The organism is Spirillospora sp. NPDC049652 (assembly GCF_040675125.1).
In the GTDB taxonomy this organism is placed as follows: Bacteria; Actinomycetota; Actinomycetes; order Streptosporangiales; family Streptosporangiaceae; genus Spirillospora.
Genome location: NZ_JBFAOF010000061.1, coordinates 1 through 16,968, shown reverse-complemented (window position 1 = coordinate 16,968; position 16,968 = coordinate 1). Strand labels below are relative to the sequence as shown.

The 16,968-nt window shown below is 72.9% G+C and carries 17 protein-coding genes; 10 read left to right on the top strand and 7 right to left on the bottom strand.

Translation table 11 applies throughout. The features are described from left to right. The first annotated feature begins 234 nt into the window (after positions 1-234). From sodN to AB0J52_RS07090, 4 genes are all read left to right on the top strand, one after another. Positions 235-636, top strand: coding sequence for a superoxide dismutase, Ni (sodN, locus tag AB0J52_RS07105; RefSeq protein ID WP_235834754.1), 402 nt, complete (start codon positions 235-237; stop codon positions 634-636). 116 nt (positions 637-752) lie between these two features. Further along, positions 753-1,223, top strand: a complete 471-nt coding sequence (locus AB0J52_RS07100) for a GNAT family N-acetyltransferase (protein ID WP_500180654.1) — start codon at positions 753-755, stop codon at positions 1,221-1,223. Positions 1,224-1,387: 164 nt separating this feature from the next. Further along, positions 1,388-1,816, top strand: a complete 429-nt coding sequence (locus AB0J52_RS07095) for an ATP-binding protein (protein WP_500180653.1) — start codon at positions 1,388-1,390, stop codon at positions 1,814-1,816. Positions 1,817-1,911: 95 nt separating this feature from the next. Continuing rightward, entirely contained in the window at positions 1,912-2,670 is a 759-nt protein-coding gene (locus AB0J52_RS07090; RefSeq protein WP_067819515.1) for an RNA polymerase sigma factor SigF, read from the top strand. Between the two features lie 148 nt (positions 2,671-2,818). Here the strand turns inward: AB0J52_RS07090 and AB0J52_RS07085 are convergent, their stop codons facing one another. After that, positions 2,819-3,304, bottom strand: a complete 486-nt coding sequence (locus tag AB0J52_RS07085) for a hypothetical protein (protein WP_500180652.1) — start codon at positions 3,302-3,304, stop codon at positions 2,819-2,821. Between the two features lie 110 nt (positions 3,305-3,414). Here AB0J52_RS07085 and AB0J52_RS07080 point away from each other — a divergent pair, with 110 nt between their 5' ends. Together AB0J52_RS07080 and AB0J52_RS07075 are read left to right on the top strand one after the other, a co-directional pair. Continuing rightward, positions 3,415-4,356 carry a diacylglycerol/lipid kinase family protein gene (locus AB0J52_RS07080; protein ID WP_500180656.1) on the top strand — a complete coding sequence of 314 codons (942 nt, stop codon included), beginning with the start codon at positions 3,415-3,417 and terminating at the stop codon, positions 4,354-4,356. A gap of 289 nt (positions 4,357-4,645) precedes the next feature. Beyond that, on the top strand, positions 4,646-4,900 hold the full coding sequence (locus tag AB0J52_RS07075; protein WP_500180651.1) for a WhiB family transcriptional regulator: 255 nt from the start codon (positions 4,646-4,648) through the stop codon (positions 4,898-4,900). Between the two features lie 234 nt (positions 4,901-5,134). Here AB0J52_RS07075 and AB0J52_RS07070 read toward each other — a convergent pair whose 3' ends face one another. Further along, positions 5,135-6,970: an ABC transporter ATP-binding protein gene (locus tag AB0J52_RS07070; protein ID WP_500180650.1), complete on the bottom strand. Its 1,836-nt coding sequence runs from the start codon at positions 6,968-6,970 to the stop codon at positions 5,135-5,137. A gap of 93 nt (positions 6,971-7,063) precedes the next feature. Here AB0J52_RS07070 and AB0J52_RS07065 point away from each other — a divergent pair, with 93 nt between their 5' ends. Then, positions 7,064-7,495 carry a MarR family winged helix-turn-helix transcriptional regulator gene (locus AB0J52_RS07065; protein ID WP_500180649.1) on the top strand — a complete coding sequence of 144 codons (432 nt, stop codon included), beginning with the start codon at positions 7,064-7,066 and terminating at the stop codon, positions 7,493-7,495. 9 nt (positions 7,496-7,504) lie between these two features. Here AB0J52_RS07065 and AB0J52_RS07060 read toward each other — a convergent pair whose 3' ends face one another. Further along, on the bottom strand, positions 7,505-9,172 hold the full coding sequence (locus AB0J52_RS07060; RefSeq protein ID WP_500180648.1) for a GAF domain-containing sensor histidine kinase: 1,668 nt from the start codon (positions 9,170-9,172) through the stop codon (positions 7,505-7,507). 64 nt (positions 9,173-9,236) lie between these two features. Here AB0J52_RS07060 and AB0J52_RS07055 point away from each other — a divergent pair, with 64 nt between their 5' ends. Both AB0J52_RS07055 and AB0J52_RS07050 read left to right on the top strand, forming a co-directional pair. Then, positions 9,237-10,433 (top strand): aminotransferase class I/II-fold pyridoxal phosphate-dependent enzyme, encoded by a 1,197-nt coding sequence (locus AB0J52_RS07055; protein WP_500180647.1) that lies wholly within the window; start codon positions 9,237-9,239, stop codon positions 10,431-10,433. A gap of 94 nt (positions 10,434-10,527) precedes the next feature. Further along, on the top strand, positions 10,528-11,268 hold the full coding sequence (locus AB0J52_RS07050; RefSeq protein ID WP_500180655.1) for a GntR family transcriptional regulator: 741 nt from the start codon (positions 10,528-10,530) through the stop codon (positions 11,266-11,268). 16 nt (positions 11,269-11,284) lie between these two features. Here the strand turns inward: AB0J52_RS07050 and bioB are convergent, their stop codons facing one another. Then, entirely contained in the window at positions 11,285-12,280 is a 996-nt protein-coding gene (gene bioB / locus AB0J52_RS07045; RefSeq protein WP_500180646.1) for a biotin synthase BioB, read from the bottom strand. Beyond that, complete coding sequence (gene bioD, locus AB0J52_RS07040) at positions 12,277-13,008, bottom strand: dethiobiotin synthase (protein WP_500180645.1); 732 nt, start codon at positions 13,006-13,008, stop codon at positions 12,277-12,279. Before bioD ends, bioB begins: the two co-directional genes overlap by 4 nt. 179 nt (positions 13,009-13,187) lie before the next feature. Between bioD and AB0J52_RS07035 the strand changes: the two genes are divergently transcribed. Beyond that, on the top strand, positions 13,188-13,991 hold the full coding sequence (locus AB0J52_RS07035; RefSeq protein WP_500180644.1) for a hypothetical protein: 804 nt from the start codon (positions 13,188-13,190) through the stop codon (positions 13,989-13,991). Between the two features lie 66 nt (positions 13,992-14,057). Here the strand turns inward: AB0J52_RS07035 and AB0J52_RS07030 are convergent, their stop codons facing one another. Together AB0J52_RS07030 and AB0J52_RS07025 are read right to left on the bottom strand one after the other, a co-directional pair. Continuing rightward, positions 14,058-16,646, bottom strand: coding sequence for a glycosyl hydrolase family 18 protein (locus tag AB0J52_RS07030; protein ID WP_500180643.1), 2,589 nt, complete (start codon positions 16,644-16,646; stop codon positions 14,058-14,060). 10 nt (positions 16,647-16,656) lie between these two features. Continuing rightward, positions 16,657-16,968 (bottom strand): DUF305 domain-containing protein (locus AB0J52_RS07025; protein ID WP_500180642.1); only part of this gene is annotated, 312 nt, incomplete at its 5' end.

Here is a 16,968-nt window from a genome sequence, read left to right as displayed (position 1 = left end):
CGAGCCCGGCTCCCGCGGCGCACACCCCGGCCGCCGCCGCCGCACGCCCGGAACGCATCCGCATCGCCTCTCCTCGCCTCGTCCGCCGGCGCCTTCCGTCCCGCGGCGCGCATGGCCCGGCACGAACCGGGGACCTACGCCCAAAGACCGAGTGCCCTGGCCGAACGCGCCGCCCGGCACAAGAGTAATGTCGGTGCCCTGAGCATGATCCGATATCGAGGGAAGGGAACGCAGGTGCTGGTCAACCTTCTGCGCCCGAAGACCACGGTCTCCGCCCACTGCGACCTGCCGTGCGGCGTCTACGACCCGGCGCAGGCCCGGATCGAGGCCGAGTCCGTCAAGGCGATCATCGAGAAGTACAACGCCAACGAGGACCCGGCGTTCCGCGCGCGCGCCATCCTGATCAAGGAGCAGCGGTCCCAGCTGGTCAAGGAGCACCTGTGGGTGCTCTGGACCGACTACTTCAAGCCGCCGCACTTCGAGAAGTACCCCCAGCTGCACACGCTGTTCAACGAGGCCACCAAGCTCGCGGGCGCGGGCGGCACCAAGGGCGGCCTGGACGTCGAGGCGGCCGACAAGCTGCTGGAGAAGATCGAGGAGATCTCGAAGATCTTCTGGGAGACCAAGCAGGGCTGAGCCCCGCTGACCGGCTGACCGAGGCCCGTTCCACCCTGCGGCTGGGTGGAACGGGCCTCGGTGTTTCCGGACCGGGTGGTTTGGGGTGCGGGCGCGGGTTGGCTAGCTTGGGGAACATGATTCGCCCCGCGCGCTCCGAGGACGTCCCGGCCATCCTCGGCCTGGTCCGCGACCTGGCCGAGTACGAGCGGGCCGCCCACGAGGTGAAGGCGACCGAGGACGACCTGCGCCGCTCGCTGTTCGGGCCGGAGCCGAAGGTCTTCGCGCACGTCGCCGAGCAGGACGGCCGGGTCGTCGGCTTCGCGCTGTGGTTCCTCAGCTACTCGACGTGGCTGGGACGGCACGGCGTCTACCTGGAGGACCTCTACGTCTCGCCCGAGGCGCGGGGGCACGGGCACGGCAGGGCGCTGCTCGCGGAGCTGGCGCGGATCGCGGACGAACGCGGCTACGGACGGGTCGAGTGGGCGGTCCTGGACTGGAACGCCCCGGCGATCGGCTTCTACAAGTCGGTCGGGGCCCGTCCGCAGGACGAGTGGACGGTCTACCGGCTCACCGAGGAGGCCTTCCGGGGCCTCGCGCGGGACTGACGAGAGGATGGTCGGGGTGTGGTTTCTCGCCTCCTGATCGGGTTTACGGCGCGAACGCCCGGGTCGCCCGGCTGTTCTGGGACGGCCCACGCGCGCCGGAGGCACCGGAGGGGGCTCGTAAGCGGTAGTTTCGAATCAGCGGGACCACCCCAAGAGGGAGAGACGTGACCGAGGAAACCGCTGCTATGGCGGCCAGTACCAAGTTGTCCGTGCGTGACGTGGTGACCGTCCGGCTGCCGGCCGCCAGCGCCTACCTGTCGGTGCTGCGGACCGCGACGGCCGGGCTCGCCGCCCGCCTGGACTTCACCCTCGACGAGATCGAGGACCTGCGCATCGCCGTGGACGAGGCGTGCGCGATGCTGCTCGCCCAGGCCGTGCCGGGCACCGACCTGACCTGCGAGTTCGAGCTCACCGGAGACGCGATGCGGATCTCGGTGTCGGTGCTCACCATGGACGGCGCGGAGCCGAGCCGGGACACCTTCGCCTGGACCGTCCTGTCGTCGCTGGCGGGCGAGGTCGACGCGCAGGTCGGCGCGGACGACCGGGTCACCGTGACGCTGCAGAAGCGCCGCGGCGGTGCGGGGGCCCCGTGACGGAGAACAAGACGACGCTCGCGGGCGACAGCCCGGGCAACGCCGGCGACACCGCGGCCACCGGATCGGCGAGCACCGAGCGCGAGGGCGGCGCGGTGCCGGACCGGGCCCGTGCCCGCGCCCTGTTCGAGCGGCTCGCCGAGCTCCCGGAGGGCGACCCCGAGCGCCAGCGCATCCGGGACCAGCTCGTCGAGCTGCACCTGCCCCTGGTGGAGTACCTGGCCCGCCGGTTCCGCAACCGCGGCGAGTGGCTGGACGACCTGATCCAGGTCGCCACCATCGGCCTGATCAAGTCGATCGACCGGTTCGACCTGGGCCGCGGGGTGGAGTTCTCCACCTACGCGACCCCGACGATCGTCGGCGAGATCAAGCGGCACTTCCGCGACAAGGGCTGGGCGGTCCGGGTGCCGCGCCGGCTGCAGGAGCTGAAGCTCTCGCTGACCAAGGCGATCAGCGACCTCGCCCAGCGCGAGGGCCGCGCCCCCACGGTCAGCGAGCTCGCCGCGCACCTGCAGATGTCGGAGGAGGAGGTGCTGGAGGGCCTGGAGTCCGCCAACGCCTACTCCACGGTGTCCCTGGACGCGCCCGACTCCGGTGACGAGGACGCCCCGGCGGTCGCCGACTCGCTCGGCATGATCGACGAGTCGCTGGAGGGCGTGGAGTACCGGGAGTCGCTGAAGCCGCTGCTGGAGAAGCTCCCCGCGCGGGAGAAGAAGATCCTGCTGCTGCGCTTCTTCGGCAACATGACCCAGTCCCAGATCGCGGCCGAGCTGGGCATCTCCCAGATGCACGTGTCCCGCCTGCTGGCGCGGACGCTGGCGCAGCTCCGGGAGGGCCTGACGGCGGACGAGTGATCCGCGGGTTCCGCGTGGCCCGGTCGACCCCGTGTCGGCCGGGCCTCTCCGCGTTCTCCGGCCGGGCCGTCAGCGGCGCGCCCGCAGTCGCGTGGCCTTCGGGCCGGACGGTCGGTCCGCGACCGGAGGCCGTGCAAGGGGCGGAGGGTCAGGTGTTGGAGCCGGTCTTCCGGTCGGCCCCGTCGGGCTCGGTCCCGCCGTCCCCCTTGCCGTCCCCGTCCCCGTCGCCGTCGCCGTCCGCCTCGTCGTCCTCGGCCTCATGGAAGTTGATCCAGGCGGTGACCGGGGGGCTGAGGACGAGCAGGAGCGCGGCGACCGCGACGACGCCGAGCGGGATCGCGTAGGCGGGCTGGTCGCTCTGCCAGAGCGACCAGGCGACCGGGAGCGCGAACAGCTGGGTCAGGACGACCGGGGCGCGGCCCCGGGAGTCGCCGCGCAGCAGCATCCGGGCGCAGCCGAGCATGGCGAGGCCGCCACCGAGCGCCAGGACGGTCACGGCGACCGCGCTGGTCGGGTCGACGGCCTCGCCGACGGCCGTCTCGATGCCGGAGAACAATCCGAAGCCGACGGCGGCGAGGCCCTCGGCCCCCTCCAGCGCGGCGGCGGCGGTCACGATGCTGGAACGCTTGGACACCCCGAAACCCTACCGGCCGCCGCGGGGAGCCCCCGTCCGGGGACACCGCCCGGGGGCACCGCGAGGGGGCGGGGCCCTGGAGGGGTGGGTACTCTTGCGCCGTGCGCGCCATGCTGATCGCCAACCCCAAGGCGACCTCCTCCAGCCGACGCGCCCGTGACCTGCTCGTCCGGGCGTTCGCCGGGGACCTCGACCTGGAGACCGCCGAGACGGGCCACCGGGGCCACGCCACCGAGCTGGCCGCCCGGGCGGTCGCCGAGCGGTTCGACCTGGTGATCGCCATCGGCGGCGACGGCACGGTGAACGAGGTGGTCAACGGGCTGCTGAGGGACGGCCCGTCGGCGGACGTCCCGGCGCTCGCGGTGCTGCCGTTCGGCAGCGCGAACGTGTTCGCCCGCGCGCTCGGCCTGCCGAACGACATGGTGGCGGCCACGCGGCAGGTGCTGGCGGCGCTGCGCGCGGGCCGGTACCGCACGGTGGGGCTCGGCGCGGCGGTGCTCCCGGACGGCTCGGAGCGCTACTTCACCTTCTGCGCGGGCATCGGCCTGGACGCCGAGGTGATCCGCGAGGTGGAGCGGGCGCGGCTGGCAGGGGCGAAAGCCGATCCGCTGCTGTACGTCCGGTCGGGGCTGCGCCGGTTCTTCGGGGGCACCGACCGGCGGCGGCCGGTGCTGACGATGGAGCTGCCGGGGAACGACCCGAGGGGCACGAAGGGGAAACTGTTCCTGGCGTTCGTGTCGAACACGGCGCCGTGGACCTTCGCCGGGCCGTTTCCGGTGAATCCGAGTCCGAAGGCGAGTTTCGCGCGGGGGCTGGACGTGTTCGGGATGCGTTCCCTCGCCCTCCTCCCGACGGCGGGCGCGCTGGCGGGGATGTTCGCCGCGCGGACGCGCCCGGTGCGCGGGCGGCAGGTGCTGAACGTCCACGACGCGGAGCAGGTCACGCTGACGGCGGACCGTCCGACCGCCTACCAGCTGGACGGCGACTACCTCGGTGAGGTGGAGCGCGTCACGTTCCGTTCGGTGCCGAAGGCGATACGCATCGTCATTTGATGCCGATCCGGTGATCCGTTAACAACAAAGTCACACGAACGACCCACCCGTGTGACACATGCGACACCCATACTTTGAGAAACCTTTCTCAAGGGTCTTGCGTCTCTCCGCGCCCCCCTGACACGCTCAAAGTGCGCCGGTAGTCAGGGGCCCAATGAGGCCGCCTCTGAACGCAGCGCCGCCGAACTGTCACCCCAGACGAAATCTTGACCGTTCCGGGGTGTTCGCGACATGTGAAACCGTTCACAAGTGGAGTGACTTCCGCCACCGCTGACGAAGGAGTGGACGCATGGACTGGCGCCACCGGGCAGCCTGCCGTGACGTGGACCCCGAGCTGTTCTTCCCGATCGGCAACACCGGGCCCGCGATCGTGCAGATCGAGGAGGCCAAGCAGGTCTGCCGCCGCTGCGACGTGACCGATGCCTGCCTGCGCTGGGCGATCGCGTCCGGCCAGGACTCGGGCGTCTGGGGCGGGATGGGCGAGGACGAGCGCCGCGCGCTGCGCCGCCGCGCCTCCCGCGCCCGCGCGAGAGCCACCGCCTGAACCTTTCCCGCCGGACGTCCAGGGCGTCCGCGCCCGGCTGAGGCCACCGAACCCCCACACGGTCGGAACGGCCCGCGCCGGACAAGCGAATCACGCCGGTCCCGTGGCGGCCGGCCGCTCCTCAGGAAGCGGCCGACCGCCATAGGACCGGCGTTTTTTCTTTTCCCCCGGAGGGTTCTTCGTCTTTCCTGCGGGAAAAGGCGAAGGGCTAAGCACCCGGCATAGGCGGGCGGCTTAGGCGGGGGTTAGGCCCGGCGTTAGGGAATCGTCGCGGGTAACGAGCGCGGCGTAGGCGCCGTCCGCGGCCATCAGGGATTCGTGGGTGCCGCGTTCGGCGATTCGGCCGCGGGCGAGGACGACGATCTGGTCGGCGTCGCGGACGGTCGAGAGCCGGTGCGCGATGGTGATCGTGGTGCGTCCCCGGGAGAGGGCGTCGATGGCCTGCTGGACGGCGCGCTCGGTCTGGGTGTCGAGGGCGCTGGTCGCCTCGTCCAGCACGAGGACGGGCGGGTCGCGCAGGATGGTGCGGGCGATGGCGAGGCGCTGCTTCTCGCCGCCGGAGAAGCGGTAGCCGCGCTCGCCGACCAGGGTGTCGTAGCCGTCCGGGAGCCCGGCGATGTGGTCGTGGATGCGGGCGGCGCGGGCGGCGGCCTCCAGTTCCTCGTCGGTGGCGTCCGGCTTGGCGAACCGCAGGTTGTCGGCGACGGACGCGTGGAACAGGTAGGTCTCCTGGGAGACGACGCCGACGGCGTCCGACAGGTCGGCGAAGGACAGGTCGCGGACGTCCACGCCGTCGATGGTGACGCGGCCGCCGGTGACGTCGTACAGGCGCGGGACGAGGTAGCTGAGCGTGGTCTTGCCGGAGCCGGTCTCGCCGACGACGGCGAGGCTCGTCCCGGCGGGGACGGTCAGGTCCACGTCGCGCAGGGCGGGCGCGGCGTCCGGGTCGTAGGAGAACGCGACGTCCTCGAACCGGACCTCGCCGCGGACGCGTCCGGGCGGCCGCACGGGCGTCTCGGGCTCCTGGATGTCGGGGACCATGTCGAGGTACTCGAAGACGCGGTCGAAGAGGGAGAGCGAGCTCTGCACCTCGACGCCGGTCTGGAGCAGGATCATCAGCGGCCGGAACATGCCGGTCAGCAGGGTGGTGAACGCGACGAGCGTGCCGATGGTGACCAGCGGGTGGCCCTGCGAGACGGTCATCCCGGCGGCCCAGTAGACGAGCGCGGGCATCGCGGCCATGACGATCGAGATCGTGGACTGCCGCCAGCGTCCGGCCATGTTGGCGCGGACCTCCAGGTCGACCAGGCCCTCGGACTCGGCGGCGAACCGCTCGGTCTGCGCGCGGGAGCGGCCCATCGTGCGGCCGAGCAGGACGCCGCTCACCGACAGCGACTCCTCGACGATCGCCGACATCGCGGCGAGCTGCTTCTGCCGGACCGAGGTGATCCGGCGGCGCTCGTTGCCGACCCGGCGGCTGATCCACACGAACAGCGGCAGCACCAGCACCGAGACGAGGGTGAGCCGCCAGTCCAGCGCGACCATGGCGGCCAGGCTGGCGACGACCGTGGTGAGGTTGGAGACGAGCTGGGTGGCGGTCTGGGTGACGGTGGACTGCATGCCGCCGATGTCGTTGGCGATGCGGGACTGGACCTCGCCGGTGCGGGTCCGGGTGAAGAACGCCAGCGGCATGCGCTGCAGGTGGGCGTAGACGCCGGTGCGCAGGTCGTGCATGACGCGCTGCCCGACGGCGGTCGAGAGGTAGGTCTGCAGGACGCCGAACACGCTGGTCAGCACGGACACGGCGATCATGCCGAGGACGAGCAGGCTGAGCAGGCCGGTGCGGCCGCGGGGCAGCGCGACGTCCACCACCTCGCGCAGCATGAACGGCGAGGCGAGCGAGACGAGCGCGGACAGCCCGACCAGCAGGCCGACGACGGCCAGCCTGGACCGGTACGGCCGGAACAGGCGGACGATCCGCAGGATCTGGCGCCGGCTCCGCGGCGCGCTCGGATGCTCCGCGGGAGTGGGGTTCTCCGCGGCAGGGGGGTTCTCGGACGGGCTCGGCATGGGCGGCTCCTCTCCCGGACGGCGACGGACCCTCCGGGTAACTGAGCCTAGCTCACAATTATTCCGCCACAACAGTGAGGTAGACTCAATGTCATGCCGCAGAGCACCCCGAGCGACCGTCCCGAGCTGGGCGAACTGTTCCTGCGAGCGGCCCACCGGGTGCGCCGGGGCATGGCCGACCGGCTCGCGCCCCTGGGCCTGACGCCCGCCCAGGCCCGCGCGCTGCGCGTGATCGCCAAGCACGACGGGCCGCCGCGCATGGCGGAGCTGGCCGGGCTGCTCGGCATCGTGCCGCGCTCGGCGACCACGCTGGTGGACGCCCTGGAGGGCGCGGGCCTCATCCGGCGCGAGCCCGACCCGGAGAGCCGCCGCGCCATCCGGGTCGTCCTGACGGACGAGGGGCGGGACGTCGTCGCCCGCATGCGCGAGGCCCGCCTCCAGGGGGCCGAGGAGCTGTTCGCCACCCTGTCCCCCGCGCAGCGCGAGACCCTCCGCGACCTCCTCGCCGCCATCGACTCCGACTAGCGCGCCGCGCTACGGGCGGGGGGAGGTGGACGGCGGGCGCTGGTGGTGGTCGAGCGGGACGTCCACGACGACCTCGGTGCCGCCGCCGTCGCGGGCGCGGAACTCCAGGGTGCCGCCGAGCTCCCCGACGATCAGCGTCCGGACGATCTGGAGCCCGAGGCTGTTGCTGGCCTCCATGTCGAAGTCGTCGGGCAGCCCGACGCCGTCGTCCGCGACGATCACGACCAGGCGGCGGCCGCCCGGCGCGGCCGGACCGGCGCCGGGGCCCGCGTCCCGGGTGTGCGCGCCGGGCTCCTCGGCGGGCCAGTCGCCCCAGATCCGGATGCCGCGCTGCTCGGTCGCCGGGACGCCCTCGCCGTGCCGGCGGACGCGCACCTCCAGCGTGCCGTAGCGGTTGGCGAGGCCGTGCTCCAGCGCGTTCTGCAGCAGCTCGGTCAGCGCCATCGCGAGCGGGGTGGCGATCTCGGCGGGCAGCACCCCGAAGCTGCCGGTGCGGCTCGGCGCGACCTTGGACTCGGGGGTGGAGACCTCCCCGGCCATGGTGATCACGCGGTCCGCGATGTCGTCGAAGTCGATCAGCTCGTCCGGGGTGTGCGACAGGGTCTCGTGGACGATCGCGATCGACCCGACCCGCCGGACGGCCTCGTCCAGCGCGGCGCGGCCCTCGGGGATGCGCAGCCGCCGCGCCTGCAGCCGCAGCAGCGCCGCGACGGTCTGCAGGTTGTTCTTCACCCGGTGGTGGATCTCCCGGATGGTGGCGTCCTTGGTCATCAGCTCGCGGTCGCGCCAGCGCAGCTCGGTGACGTCCCGGCACAGCACGATCGCGCCGATCCGGTTGCCGCCGACGACCAGCGGGATCGTCCGCAGCTGCATGACCGAGCCGTGCGCCTCGACCTCCACCTCGCGCGGCGCGCGGCCGGACAGCACGACGGTCAGCGCCTCCTCGCGCGGCTCGCCGGTGTCGCACAGCCCGCCGGTGACCTCGCCGAGCGACTCGCCGACCAGGTCGGTGGCGAGGCCGAGGCGGCGGAACGCCGACTGGGCGTTCGGGCTGGCGTAGGTGACGTGGCCGGACCGGTCGAGCCGGATCAGGCCGTCGCCGACCCGCGGCGACCGGACCAGGTTCGGCTCCTCCCCCGGCACCGGGAACCGGCCCTCGGCGATCATCTGCGCGAGGTCGCTGGCGCTCTGCAGGTAGGTCAGCTCCAGCCGGGACGGGGTGCGCGCGGACGACAGGTTCGTGCTGCGCTGGATCACCCCGAGCATCTTCGCGCCGCGCCGGACCGGGATGGACTCCTCCCGGACCGGGATGCCGCTGCCCCACTCCGGGTCGCCCTCCCGGACGATCCGGCGCTCCCGCCAGGCCACGTCGATCATGCCGCGCCGCCCCTCGCGGACGGCCTTGCCGACCAGGTCGTCGGGGTAGGCGGTGGGGCCGGTGGTCGGCCGCATCTGCGCGATCGCGACCCAGCCGGGCACCGAGCCGGGCGGCTGGGGACGGGCCCGCCGGTCGGCGGGGGGCAGCACGGCGTCCGACCGCAGCGGCACCCACAGCACCAGGTCGGCGAAGGAGAGGTCGGCGAGCAGCTGCCAGTCGGAGACCAGCGCGTGCAGCCACTCCAGGTCCTCGTCGGTCAGGTCGGTGTGGTCGCGGACCAGATCGGTCAAGGTAGGCACGCAACAATCATGGCCTACCGATCCTGTGCTCCGGACGAGCCGCTGACCTGGCAGGATGCCGGACATGACGGGCGGAACGACCACGGGGCGGGCGACCGCCGACCCGCTGGCGCGGCTGCGCGCCGCCGCGCGGTCCCGGGAGGAGGCCGGGCTGCGCCGCCGGCTGCTCCCCCGCGACGGCGGGCACGGCGGGCTGATCGACCTGGCGTCCAACGACTACCTGGGCCTCTGCCGGGACCCGCGGCTCGCGGCGGGCGCGGCGGCGGCCGTCCGGGAGTACGGGACGGGCGCGACCGGGTCCCGGCTGGTCACCGGCACCACCGGGCTGCACGCCGAGCTGGACCGCCGGCTGGCCGCGTTCGCCGGGACGGCCGCCGGCCTCGTGTTCTCGTCCGGCTACCTGGCCAACCTCGGCGCGGTCGCGACGCTCGGCGGGCCGGACGTGCTGGTGGTGTCGGACCGGGCCAACCACGCCTCGATCGTGGACGCCTGCCGGCTGTCCCGGTCCCGCGTGGTGATCACCCCGCACCGGGACGTCGCCGCCGTCGGGCGCGCCCTCGCCGGCCGCCGCGAACCGCACGCGCTGGTCGTCACCGACGCGGTCTTCTCCGTGGACGGCGACCTCGCGCCGCTCGCGGCCCTGCACGCGGCCGTCCGGGCGCACGGCGCGCTGCTGGTGGTCGACGAGGCGCACGCGCTCGGGGTGGTCGGCGACGGCGGCCGGGGCGCGGCGCACGCCGCCGGGATCGCCGGGGAGCCCGACGTCGTCCTCACCCTCACGCTGTCGAAGTCGCTGGCGTCCCAGGGCGGGGCGGTGCTCGGCGCCCCCGAGGTGATCGAGACGCTGGTGGGGACGGGCCGCGCGTTCATCTTCGACACCGGTCTCGCCCCGGCCGCCGCCGGCGCGGCCCTCGCCGCCCTGGACGTCCTGGCCGCCGAGCCCGGCCTGCCCGCCCGGGCCCGCGACCGGGCCCGCCGGATCGCCGCCCTCGCCGCCGGGTCCGGCCTGGAGACGGCGCCCGACCCGGCCGCGGCGGTCGTCCCGGTGTTCCTCGGCGACCCGGAGGCCGCCTTGCACGCCGCGGACCTGTGCCGCAAGAACGGGCTGCGGGTCGGCTGCTTCCGGCCACCGTCGGTCCCGGACGGCCGGTCCTGCCTGCGGCTGACCGCCCGCGCCACCCTGGACGAGGCGGAACTCACCGTCCTCGGGGCCGCCCTGGAGGTGATCGCGCGCTCTACCGGCCGTAGTCTGCACACGTAACATCGGGGACAACCGATGATGAACGTGAGGAGAGGCCGTGACGGAGGTCAGGGGCACGCCGTCCCGCCACGCCGGCGGGTACGAGCGGACGCCGTTGAGCGACATCGGCCGCCGCCATTCGGCCTCCGCGCCGCGCATCCCCAAGTACTACAAGCTGAAGGAACTGCTCGTCGAGCTGATCCTCTCGCTCCCGCCCGGCAGCCCGCTCCCGCCCGAGCGGACGCTCGCCGAGAAGTACGAGACGTCCCGCACGACCGTCCGGCAGGCGCTCGCCGAGCTGGTCGTCGAGGGCCGGCTGCAGCGCATCCAGGGCAAGGGCACCTTCGTCGCCAAGCCCAAGGTGTCGCAGGAGCTCCAGCTCGTCAGCTACACCGAGGACATGCGCCACCACGGCCTGCACCCCGAGACCCGCATCCTGGACGCCGGGTACGTGAGCGCCGACGAGCGGCTGGCGACGCTGCTGGCGATCCGGCCGGGCGGGCGCGTCCTGCGCATCCACCGGCTGCGGCTGGCGGACGGCGAGCCGATGTCGATCGACACCTCGCACCTGCCCGCCCGCCGCTTCCCCGGCCTGCGCCGCGAGTTCGCCCGGCACCGGTCGCTGTACGAGACGCTCGCCACGGCCTACGACGTGCACCTGACCGAGGCCGAGGAGACGATCGAGACCGTCCTCGCGACCCCGCACGACGCGCAGCTGCTCGGCGTGGACGTGGGCCTGCCGATGCTGCTGCTGTCCCGGCACGCCTTCGACGCCACGGGCCAGCCCGTCGAGTGGGCGCAGTCGCTCTACCGCGGCGACCGGTACAAGTTCATCACCCGGCTCAAGCGCGACTGACCCTCCGGCGGGCGGGCTAGAGCGTCTTGGAGAGGGCCTTGATCGGCATCCGCAGCTCGGCGAGCAGGTCCAGGTCCCGCTCGGCCGGGCGGCCGAGGGTGGTGAGGTAGTTGCCGACGATGATCGCGTTGACTCCGCCGAGCATGCCGTCGCGGGTGCCGAGGTCCCCGAGGGTGACCTCGCGGCCGCCCGCGTAGCGCAGGATCGTGCGCGGCAGCGCCAGCCGGAACGCGGCGATCGTCCGCAGCGCCTCGGCGCCCTCGACCACCGGACGGTCCGCGAACGGCGTGCCCGGACGCGGCGCCAGGAAGTTCAGCGGCACCTCGTCGGGGCCCAGCTCGGCGAGCTCGGCGGCGAACTCGGCGCGCTGCGCGACGCTCTCGCCCATCCCGACGATGCCGCCGCAGCACACCTCCATGCCCGCCGCCTTCACCATCCGCAGGGTCTCGTGCCGCTCCTCCCAGGTGTGGGTGGTGACGACGTTCGGGAAGTGGGAGCGGGCGGTCTCCAGGTTGTGGTTGTAGCGGTGCACGCCCATCGCGGCCAGCTCGTCCACCTGCTCCTGGGTGAGCATGCCGAGCGAGCACGCGATGTTGATCTCCACCGCGTCGTTGATCGCCCGCACGCCCTCCCGGACCTGGGCCATCAGCCGCTCGTCCGGGCCGCGGACGGCCGCGACGATGCAGAACTCGGTCGCGCCGGTCTTCGCGGTCTGCTTCGCCGCCTCGACCAGCTCGGGGATGTTCAGCCAGACCGACCGGACGGGGCTGGTGAACTGCCCGGACTGCGAGCAGAAGTGGCAGTCCTCCGGGCAGCCGCCGGTCTTCAGCGAGACGATGCCCTCGACCTCGACCTCCGGGCCGCACCAGCGCATCCGCACGTCGTGCGCGAGGGCCAGGGCGTCCGGGACGCGGTCGTCCGGCAGGGTCAGGACCCGCAGCGTCTGCTCCCGGTCCAGGCCGCGTCCCTCCTGCAGGACCTGCCGCCGCGCGGTCTCGAGGATGTCGGTCACGGGCTCTCCTTCGTCGGGGAGTGCGCCGCCCGGAACGAGACGGCGTCGAACGAGCCGCCGAACGTGGGCGCGAGGCCCCGGTGGGCGGCGACGAGGAACTCGGCGGGTTCGAGCGAGCCCGCCCCGGCCGGGAGCGCCCCGGCGAGCGGGCGCGCGGCGAGCGTCTCCAGGTCGCGCAGGTTGCTGCGCATCGCGATGTCCGGCTCGTCCGGCCAGGAGCCGACCACGACGCCCGCGAGGTTCAGGCCGCGGTGCGCCATCGCCTCCAGGGTGAGCGCGGTGTGGTTGAGCGTCCCGAGGTCGGGCCGGACGACCAGCAGCACGGACGCGCCGAGCCAGCGGGCCAGGTCGGCGATCGTGTTGCCCTCGTCGTCGTAGCGGACCAGCAGCCCGCCCGCGCCCTCGACGAGCACCAGGTCGCGGGTCGCGGCGAGGTCGGCGATCCGGCCGACGACCGACGGCAGGTCCACGGGCGGGAGCCCGGCGAGGCGGGCGGCCGCGGCCGGGGACAGCGGGTCCGGGAACCGGGCGTACTCGTGCAGGTCGGCGACGCCCGCGAGGCGGCCGATCTCGGCGAGGTCGCCGTCCTCGTCCGGCCGCACCCCGGTCTGGCCGGGCTTGACCACGGCGACCGACGCTCCGCGCGCGGCGGCGAGCGACGCCACCGCCGCGGTCGCCACCGTCTTCCCGACTCCGGTGCAGGTCCCGGTCACCACGAGCACGCTCACGTCCGTGACACTAGCGCGGCGGCCCGGGAAGATCGCCCGCGGAATCCCACAGTGTCCGCGGCCTCCGTTTGTATCCGGCCGCCTCCGTCGTTCGCGGAAACGGCCGCGAACGGACGGAACCGGGGCGGGCGGCGGCGCGTCCAACCCGCATGGCGGTTCCCTCCGTACGAACGGCGGGTATGACGACCCGCACTGTGAAGGCGATCCTGGTGGGAGCGACGGCCGTCCTGGCGGGCGCCACCGTCCTCACCGGCTGCGGAAACAAGGTGAGCACCGTGCCCGACCTCCCTGCCGAGACCAGGCCGCCCGCGGGGCAGGGTGGCGACGGACTGGTCCTGCGGTGGCGGATGACGGGCGGCATGGCCGGACGCGGCGGCCCCTGGACGGTCCCCGACTTCTCCCTCTACGCGGACGGCACGGCGATCGTCCCCGGCAAGGGCCCGAAGGCGCAGCTCCAGCGGTACCACCTGAAGCAGCCGGTGTTTCAGCAGCTCGTCGCCGAGGCGAGGAAGGCGGGCCTCGAACGGTCCCGGAAGATCGGGTCGGACGAGCGGATCGCCGACGCGATGGTGCTGAAGATCTGGATGTACTCGGCACAGACCGACGTCGTCATGCCCGAGCAGCACCACGTCCCGGCGACGGCGGTGTGGAAGAAGCTCCAGCCCGACCAGTGGCCCGCGGGCGACCAGCAGTCTCCGCCGGACGTCTACCTGCCCGAGCGCGTCGCGGTCAGCGCGTTTCCCAACGGCGACACACCTGCGCCGTCCGGCACGGTCGCGTGGCCGCTCTCGCCGCTCGGCAAGGGCACGAAGCTCCGTCAGGGCAGTTTCTGCACGGTCTACAGCGGAGCGAACGCCACGCGCGTCCGGAAGCTCGCCGCCCAGACACCGCTAGGCGCGTCCTTCAGCAGCGGCGGGCAGGTCTTCAGCGTCCAGATCCGGCCACTGCTGCCCGACGAGAAGTCCTGCGCGGCCCTCGTCTGACCGCCCCCGGAAAGGGGCCCGCCCGGCCGCAGGGACATGACGGCCGGGCGGGAACTCCGGAGGGCGTTACTTCTGGGCGGTCCGCTTGAGGGCGGGCTGGTTCAGGCCGGTGTCGAGCGCGGTGGTCAGGGTGCCGGTGTCACCGGACATCTCCCAGATCATCGCGCCGAGCAGGCCCTTGCTCTTCAGCCAGGCGGTCTTCTTGCCGATCGACCACGCGTCGTCGAACGACCACCACTGACCGCCGGCGCCGGTGTAGCAGGACGTCGCGACCGCCTGCTCGTCGTGGTAGACGGTGCAGTTCGGGACGCTGGAGATCAGGTTGCCGTAGCCGCGCGTCCCGGCCTCCTCCGCGAACTGTCCTGGCGCGGCGCCCTGCGCGGCCTGCCAGTCGCCGTGGACGCCGCCGTCCGTGACGCCCTGCCAGCCGCGCCCGTAGTAGGCGAGGCCGATGGTGAGCTTGCGGGGGTTCACGCCGGCGGTGAGGTAGGCGTTGACGGCGTTCTCGACGCTGAAGTGGAACGAGTAGGGGTCGTCGGTGTCGGTGTACAGGTTGGCCTGGTGGCCGGTCCGGTTCGGCTCCCAGGAGTTGTCGCTGCCCGAGCCGTGGAAGTCGTAGCCCTGGACGTTGAAGATGTCGAGCGACCTGGCCGTCCCGGCCAGGTCCCAGCCGGCGCTGATCTTCGCGGGGTCGGCGGGCGTGAACGCGGTGAGCAGGTACCGCTTGCCGCTCTGCTGTCCGAGCGCGTCCAGCTGGGTGCGGAACTCGGCGAGCAGCAGGGTCAGGTTGGCCTTGTCGTTGGCGCCGACGTGGTTGCCCGGGTGGCCCTCCGCGCCCGGCCACTCCCAGTCGACGTCGATGCCGTCGAAGATCCCGGCGGCGGTTCCGGGGCCGCCCGCGCCGTTGTAGGACGGCAGGTTGCCCTTGATGTAGGTGTCGATGCAGGACGCGACGAACTTCTTGCGGGACGCGTCGGTCGCGGCGGCGTCGGAGAAGTACTTGGAGTAGGTCCAGCCGCCGATCGACATCAGGATCTTGAGGTTGGGGTGCTTGGCCTTGAGCTTCCTCAGCTGGTTGAAGTTGCCGCGCAGCGGCTCGTAGCCGGTGTCGGCCTGGCCGTCCACCGACTGCGCCGCCGACATCGGCCGCGCGTAGTCGGCGTCGGCGTCGCCCGCGCCGTCGCCCTGGCTCGGGTCCTCGGGGTCGGACGAGGTGCCCTTGGTGACGCCTTCGAGGCAGGTGAGGTTGGTCGGGTCGATGTTGCCGAACGCGTAGTTGATGTGCGTCAGCTTGGCGGCGTTGCCGGTCGACTCCAGGTTCTTCACGAAGTACTGGCGGCCGTAGATGCCCCACTGGACGAAGTAGCCGACGCGGGCGTACCCGCTGACCACGTCATCGGTGGTGACCTTGAGCGGCGCGCTCTGCGCGGACACGTTGTCGTACTGGTCGCGCGCGAGCACGGTGAACGAGTACGACGTGGACGGCGAGAGGCCGGTGACGGTCGCGCTCGTCCCGGTCACGGTCGTGGCGGCCTTGCCGTTCACCAGCACGTCGTAGTTGGCGACGCCGGAGTTGTCGGTGGCGGCGTCCCAGGCGAGCTTGACGCTGCTGGAGTCCTTGCCGGTGCTGCGCAGGTTCCCCGGGACGGACGGCGGGGTCGTGTCGTCCGACGGGTTGTTGGTGGTGACCGATACGGCCGCGCTGGCCGGGGACGCGGTGCCCTTGCGGTCCTTGGCCTTCACGGTGAACGAGTAGGCGGTGTTGGGGGTGAGGCCGTTGACCGTCGCGGTCGTCCCGGAGACGGTGGCCGCGACCGTGGAGCCGTTGTAGACGTCGTAGGCGGTGACCGGGAGGCTCCCGGCCTTCGCCGCGTCCCAGCCGAGCGTGACGGACTTGGTGGTCTTCACGACGACCTTCAGGCCGGTCGGCGCGGACGGCGGCGTGTCCGGGGTGCCGTCGCAGTTGGCGTCGTTGACGCGGCAGGACGTGGGTTCCGCGCCGGCCGAGCTGAGCGTGAACGTCGGGCTGTAGGGGTCGGTCGTCCTCCCCGCCGCGATCGTCGTGTTGTAGTACGCCGGGGTGAGCGTGACGGTGTTCCCGGTCTGGCTGATCGACCCGTTGCTCGCGTTGCCCGCCGTGACTCCGGACGGGAGCGTGAACACGACCGTCCAGCCGGTCACGGCCGTCGTGCCGTGGTTGGCGATGACGAACGTGCCGGTCGAGCCGCTGACCGTGTAGTCGGCGGTGACCCCCGTCAGGGTCGGCGGCGGGGTGCCCGTCCCGTCGCAGTTCGCGCCGTTGAGCAGGCACGACGTCGGCTGGACGGCCTGGCTGAGGCTGAACGTCGGGCTGTAGGGGTCGGTGCTCTTCCCGGGCTGGACGGTGTCGATGTAGAAGGCGGGCTTCAGGGTGACCTTCGTGCCGTTCTGGGTGATCGTCGCGTTCTGCGGGTTGGACGCGGTCACCCCGGCGGGCAGCTGGAACACCAGCGTCCAGCCGGACACGGCGGTCGTGCCGGGGTTGGAGACGACGTACTTCCCGGTCGTCCCGGACAGGGTGAACGCGGCGGTCAGGCGTCCGTCCGCCGCGTGCGCCGGGGCGGCGAGCGCGGCCGAGACGAGCACGGCGATCAGGGCGGCGAGCAGTCGGCGCATGGGCCGTCACCTACTTCGGGGGGTCGAGGAGCGCCAGCATCGTGGCGATCTCCGCCGAGCGTGAGCGGTCGATGGTCGCGGCGAGCGACCGCGCCCAGGCGTTCTCGCCGTGGGCGGTCTCCATCCGGGCCAGCTGGACGGCGTCGTCCTGGTGGGCGATGAGCAGGTTGAGGAAGGCGCGTTCGAACCGGTCCGCCGGGGCGCGCTCGACGGACCGGACGGCGGCGGGCGAGGTCGCGGGCAGTCCCCCGTGCGCGGCGTGCGAGCCGGGCGCGGCGGTCGCCGGGCGGCGCCAGGCGCGCAGCCGCGCCGCCATCGCCCG

Bases quoted from the DNA above. Each gene is read 5' to 3' on its own strand.
- AB0J52_RS07100 (WP_500180654.1), top strand. From the start codon at position 753: ATGATTCGCCCCGCGCGCTCCGAGGACGTCCCGGCCATCCTCGGCCTG.
- AB0J52_RS07080 (WP_500180656.1), top strand. From the start codon at position 3,415: ATGCTGATCGCCAACCCCAAGGCGACCTCCTCCAGCCGACGCGCCCGT.
- AB0J52_RS07075 (WP_500180651.1), top strand. From the start codon at position 4,646: ATGGACTGGCGCCACCGGGCAGCCTGCCGTGACGTGGACCCCGAGCTG.
- AB0J52_RS07070 (WP_500180650.1), bottom strand. From the start codon at position 6,970: ATGCCGAGCCCGTCCGAGAACCCCCCTGCCGCGGAGAACCCCACTCCC.
- AB0J52_RS07065 (WP_500180649.1), top strand. From the start codon at position 7,064: ATGCCGCAGAGCACCCCGAGCGACCGTCCCGAGCTGGGCGAACTGTTC.
- AB0J52_RS07055 (WP_500180647.1), top strand. From the start codon at position 9,237: ATGACGGGCGGAACGACCACGGGGCGGGCGACCGCCGACCCGCTGGCG.
- AB0J52_RS07035 (WP_500180644.1), top strand. From the start codon at position 13,188: ATGACGACCCGCACTGTGAAGGCGATCCTGGTGGGAGCGACGGCCGTC.
- AB0J52_RS07030 (WP_500180643.1), bottom strand. From the start codon at position 16,646: ATGCGCCGACTGCTCGCCGCCCTGATCGCCGTGCTCGTCTCGGCCGCG.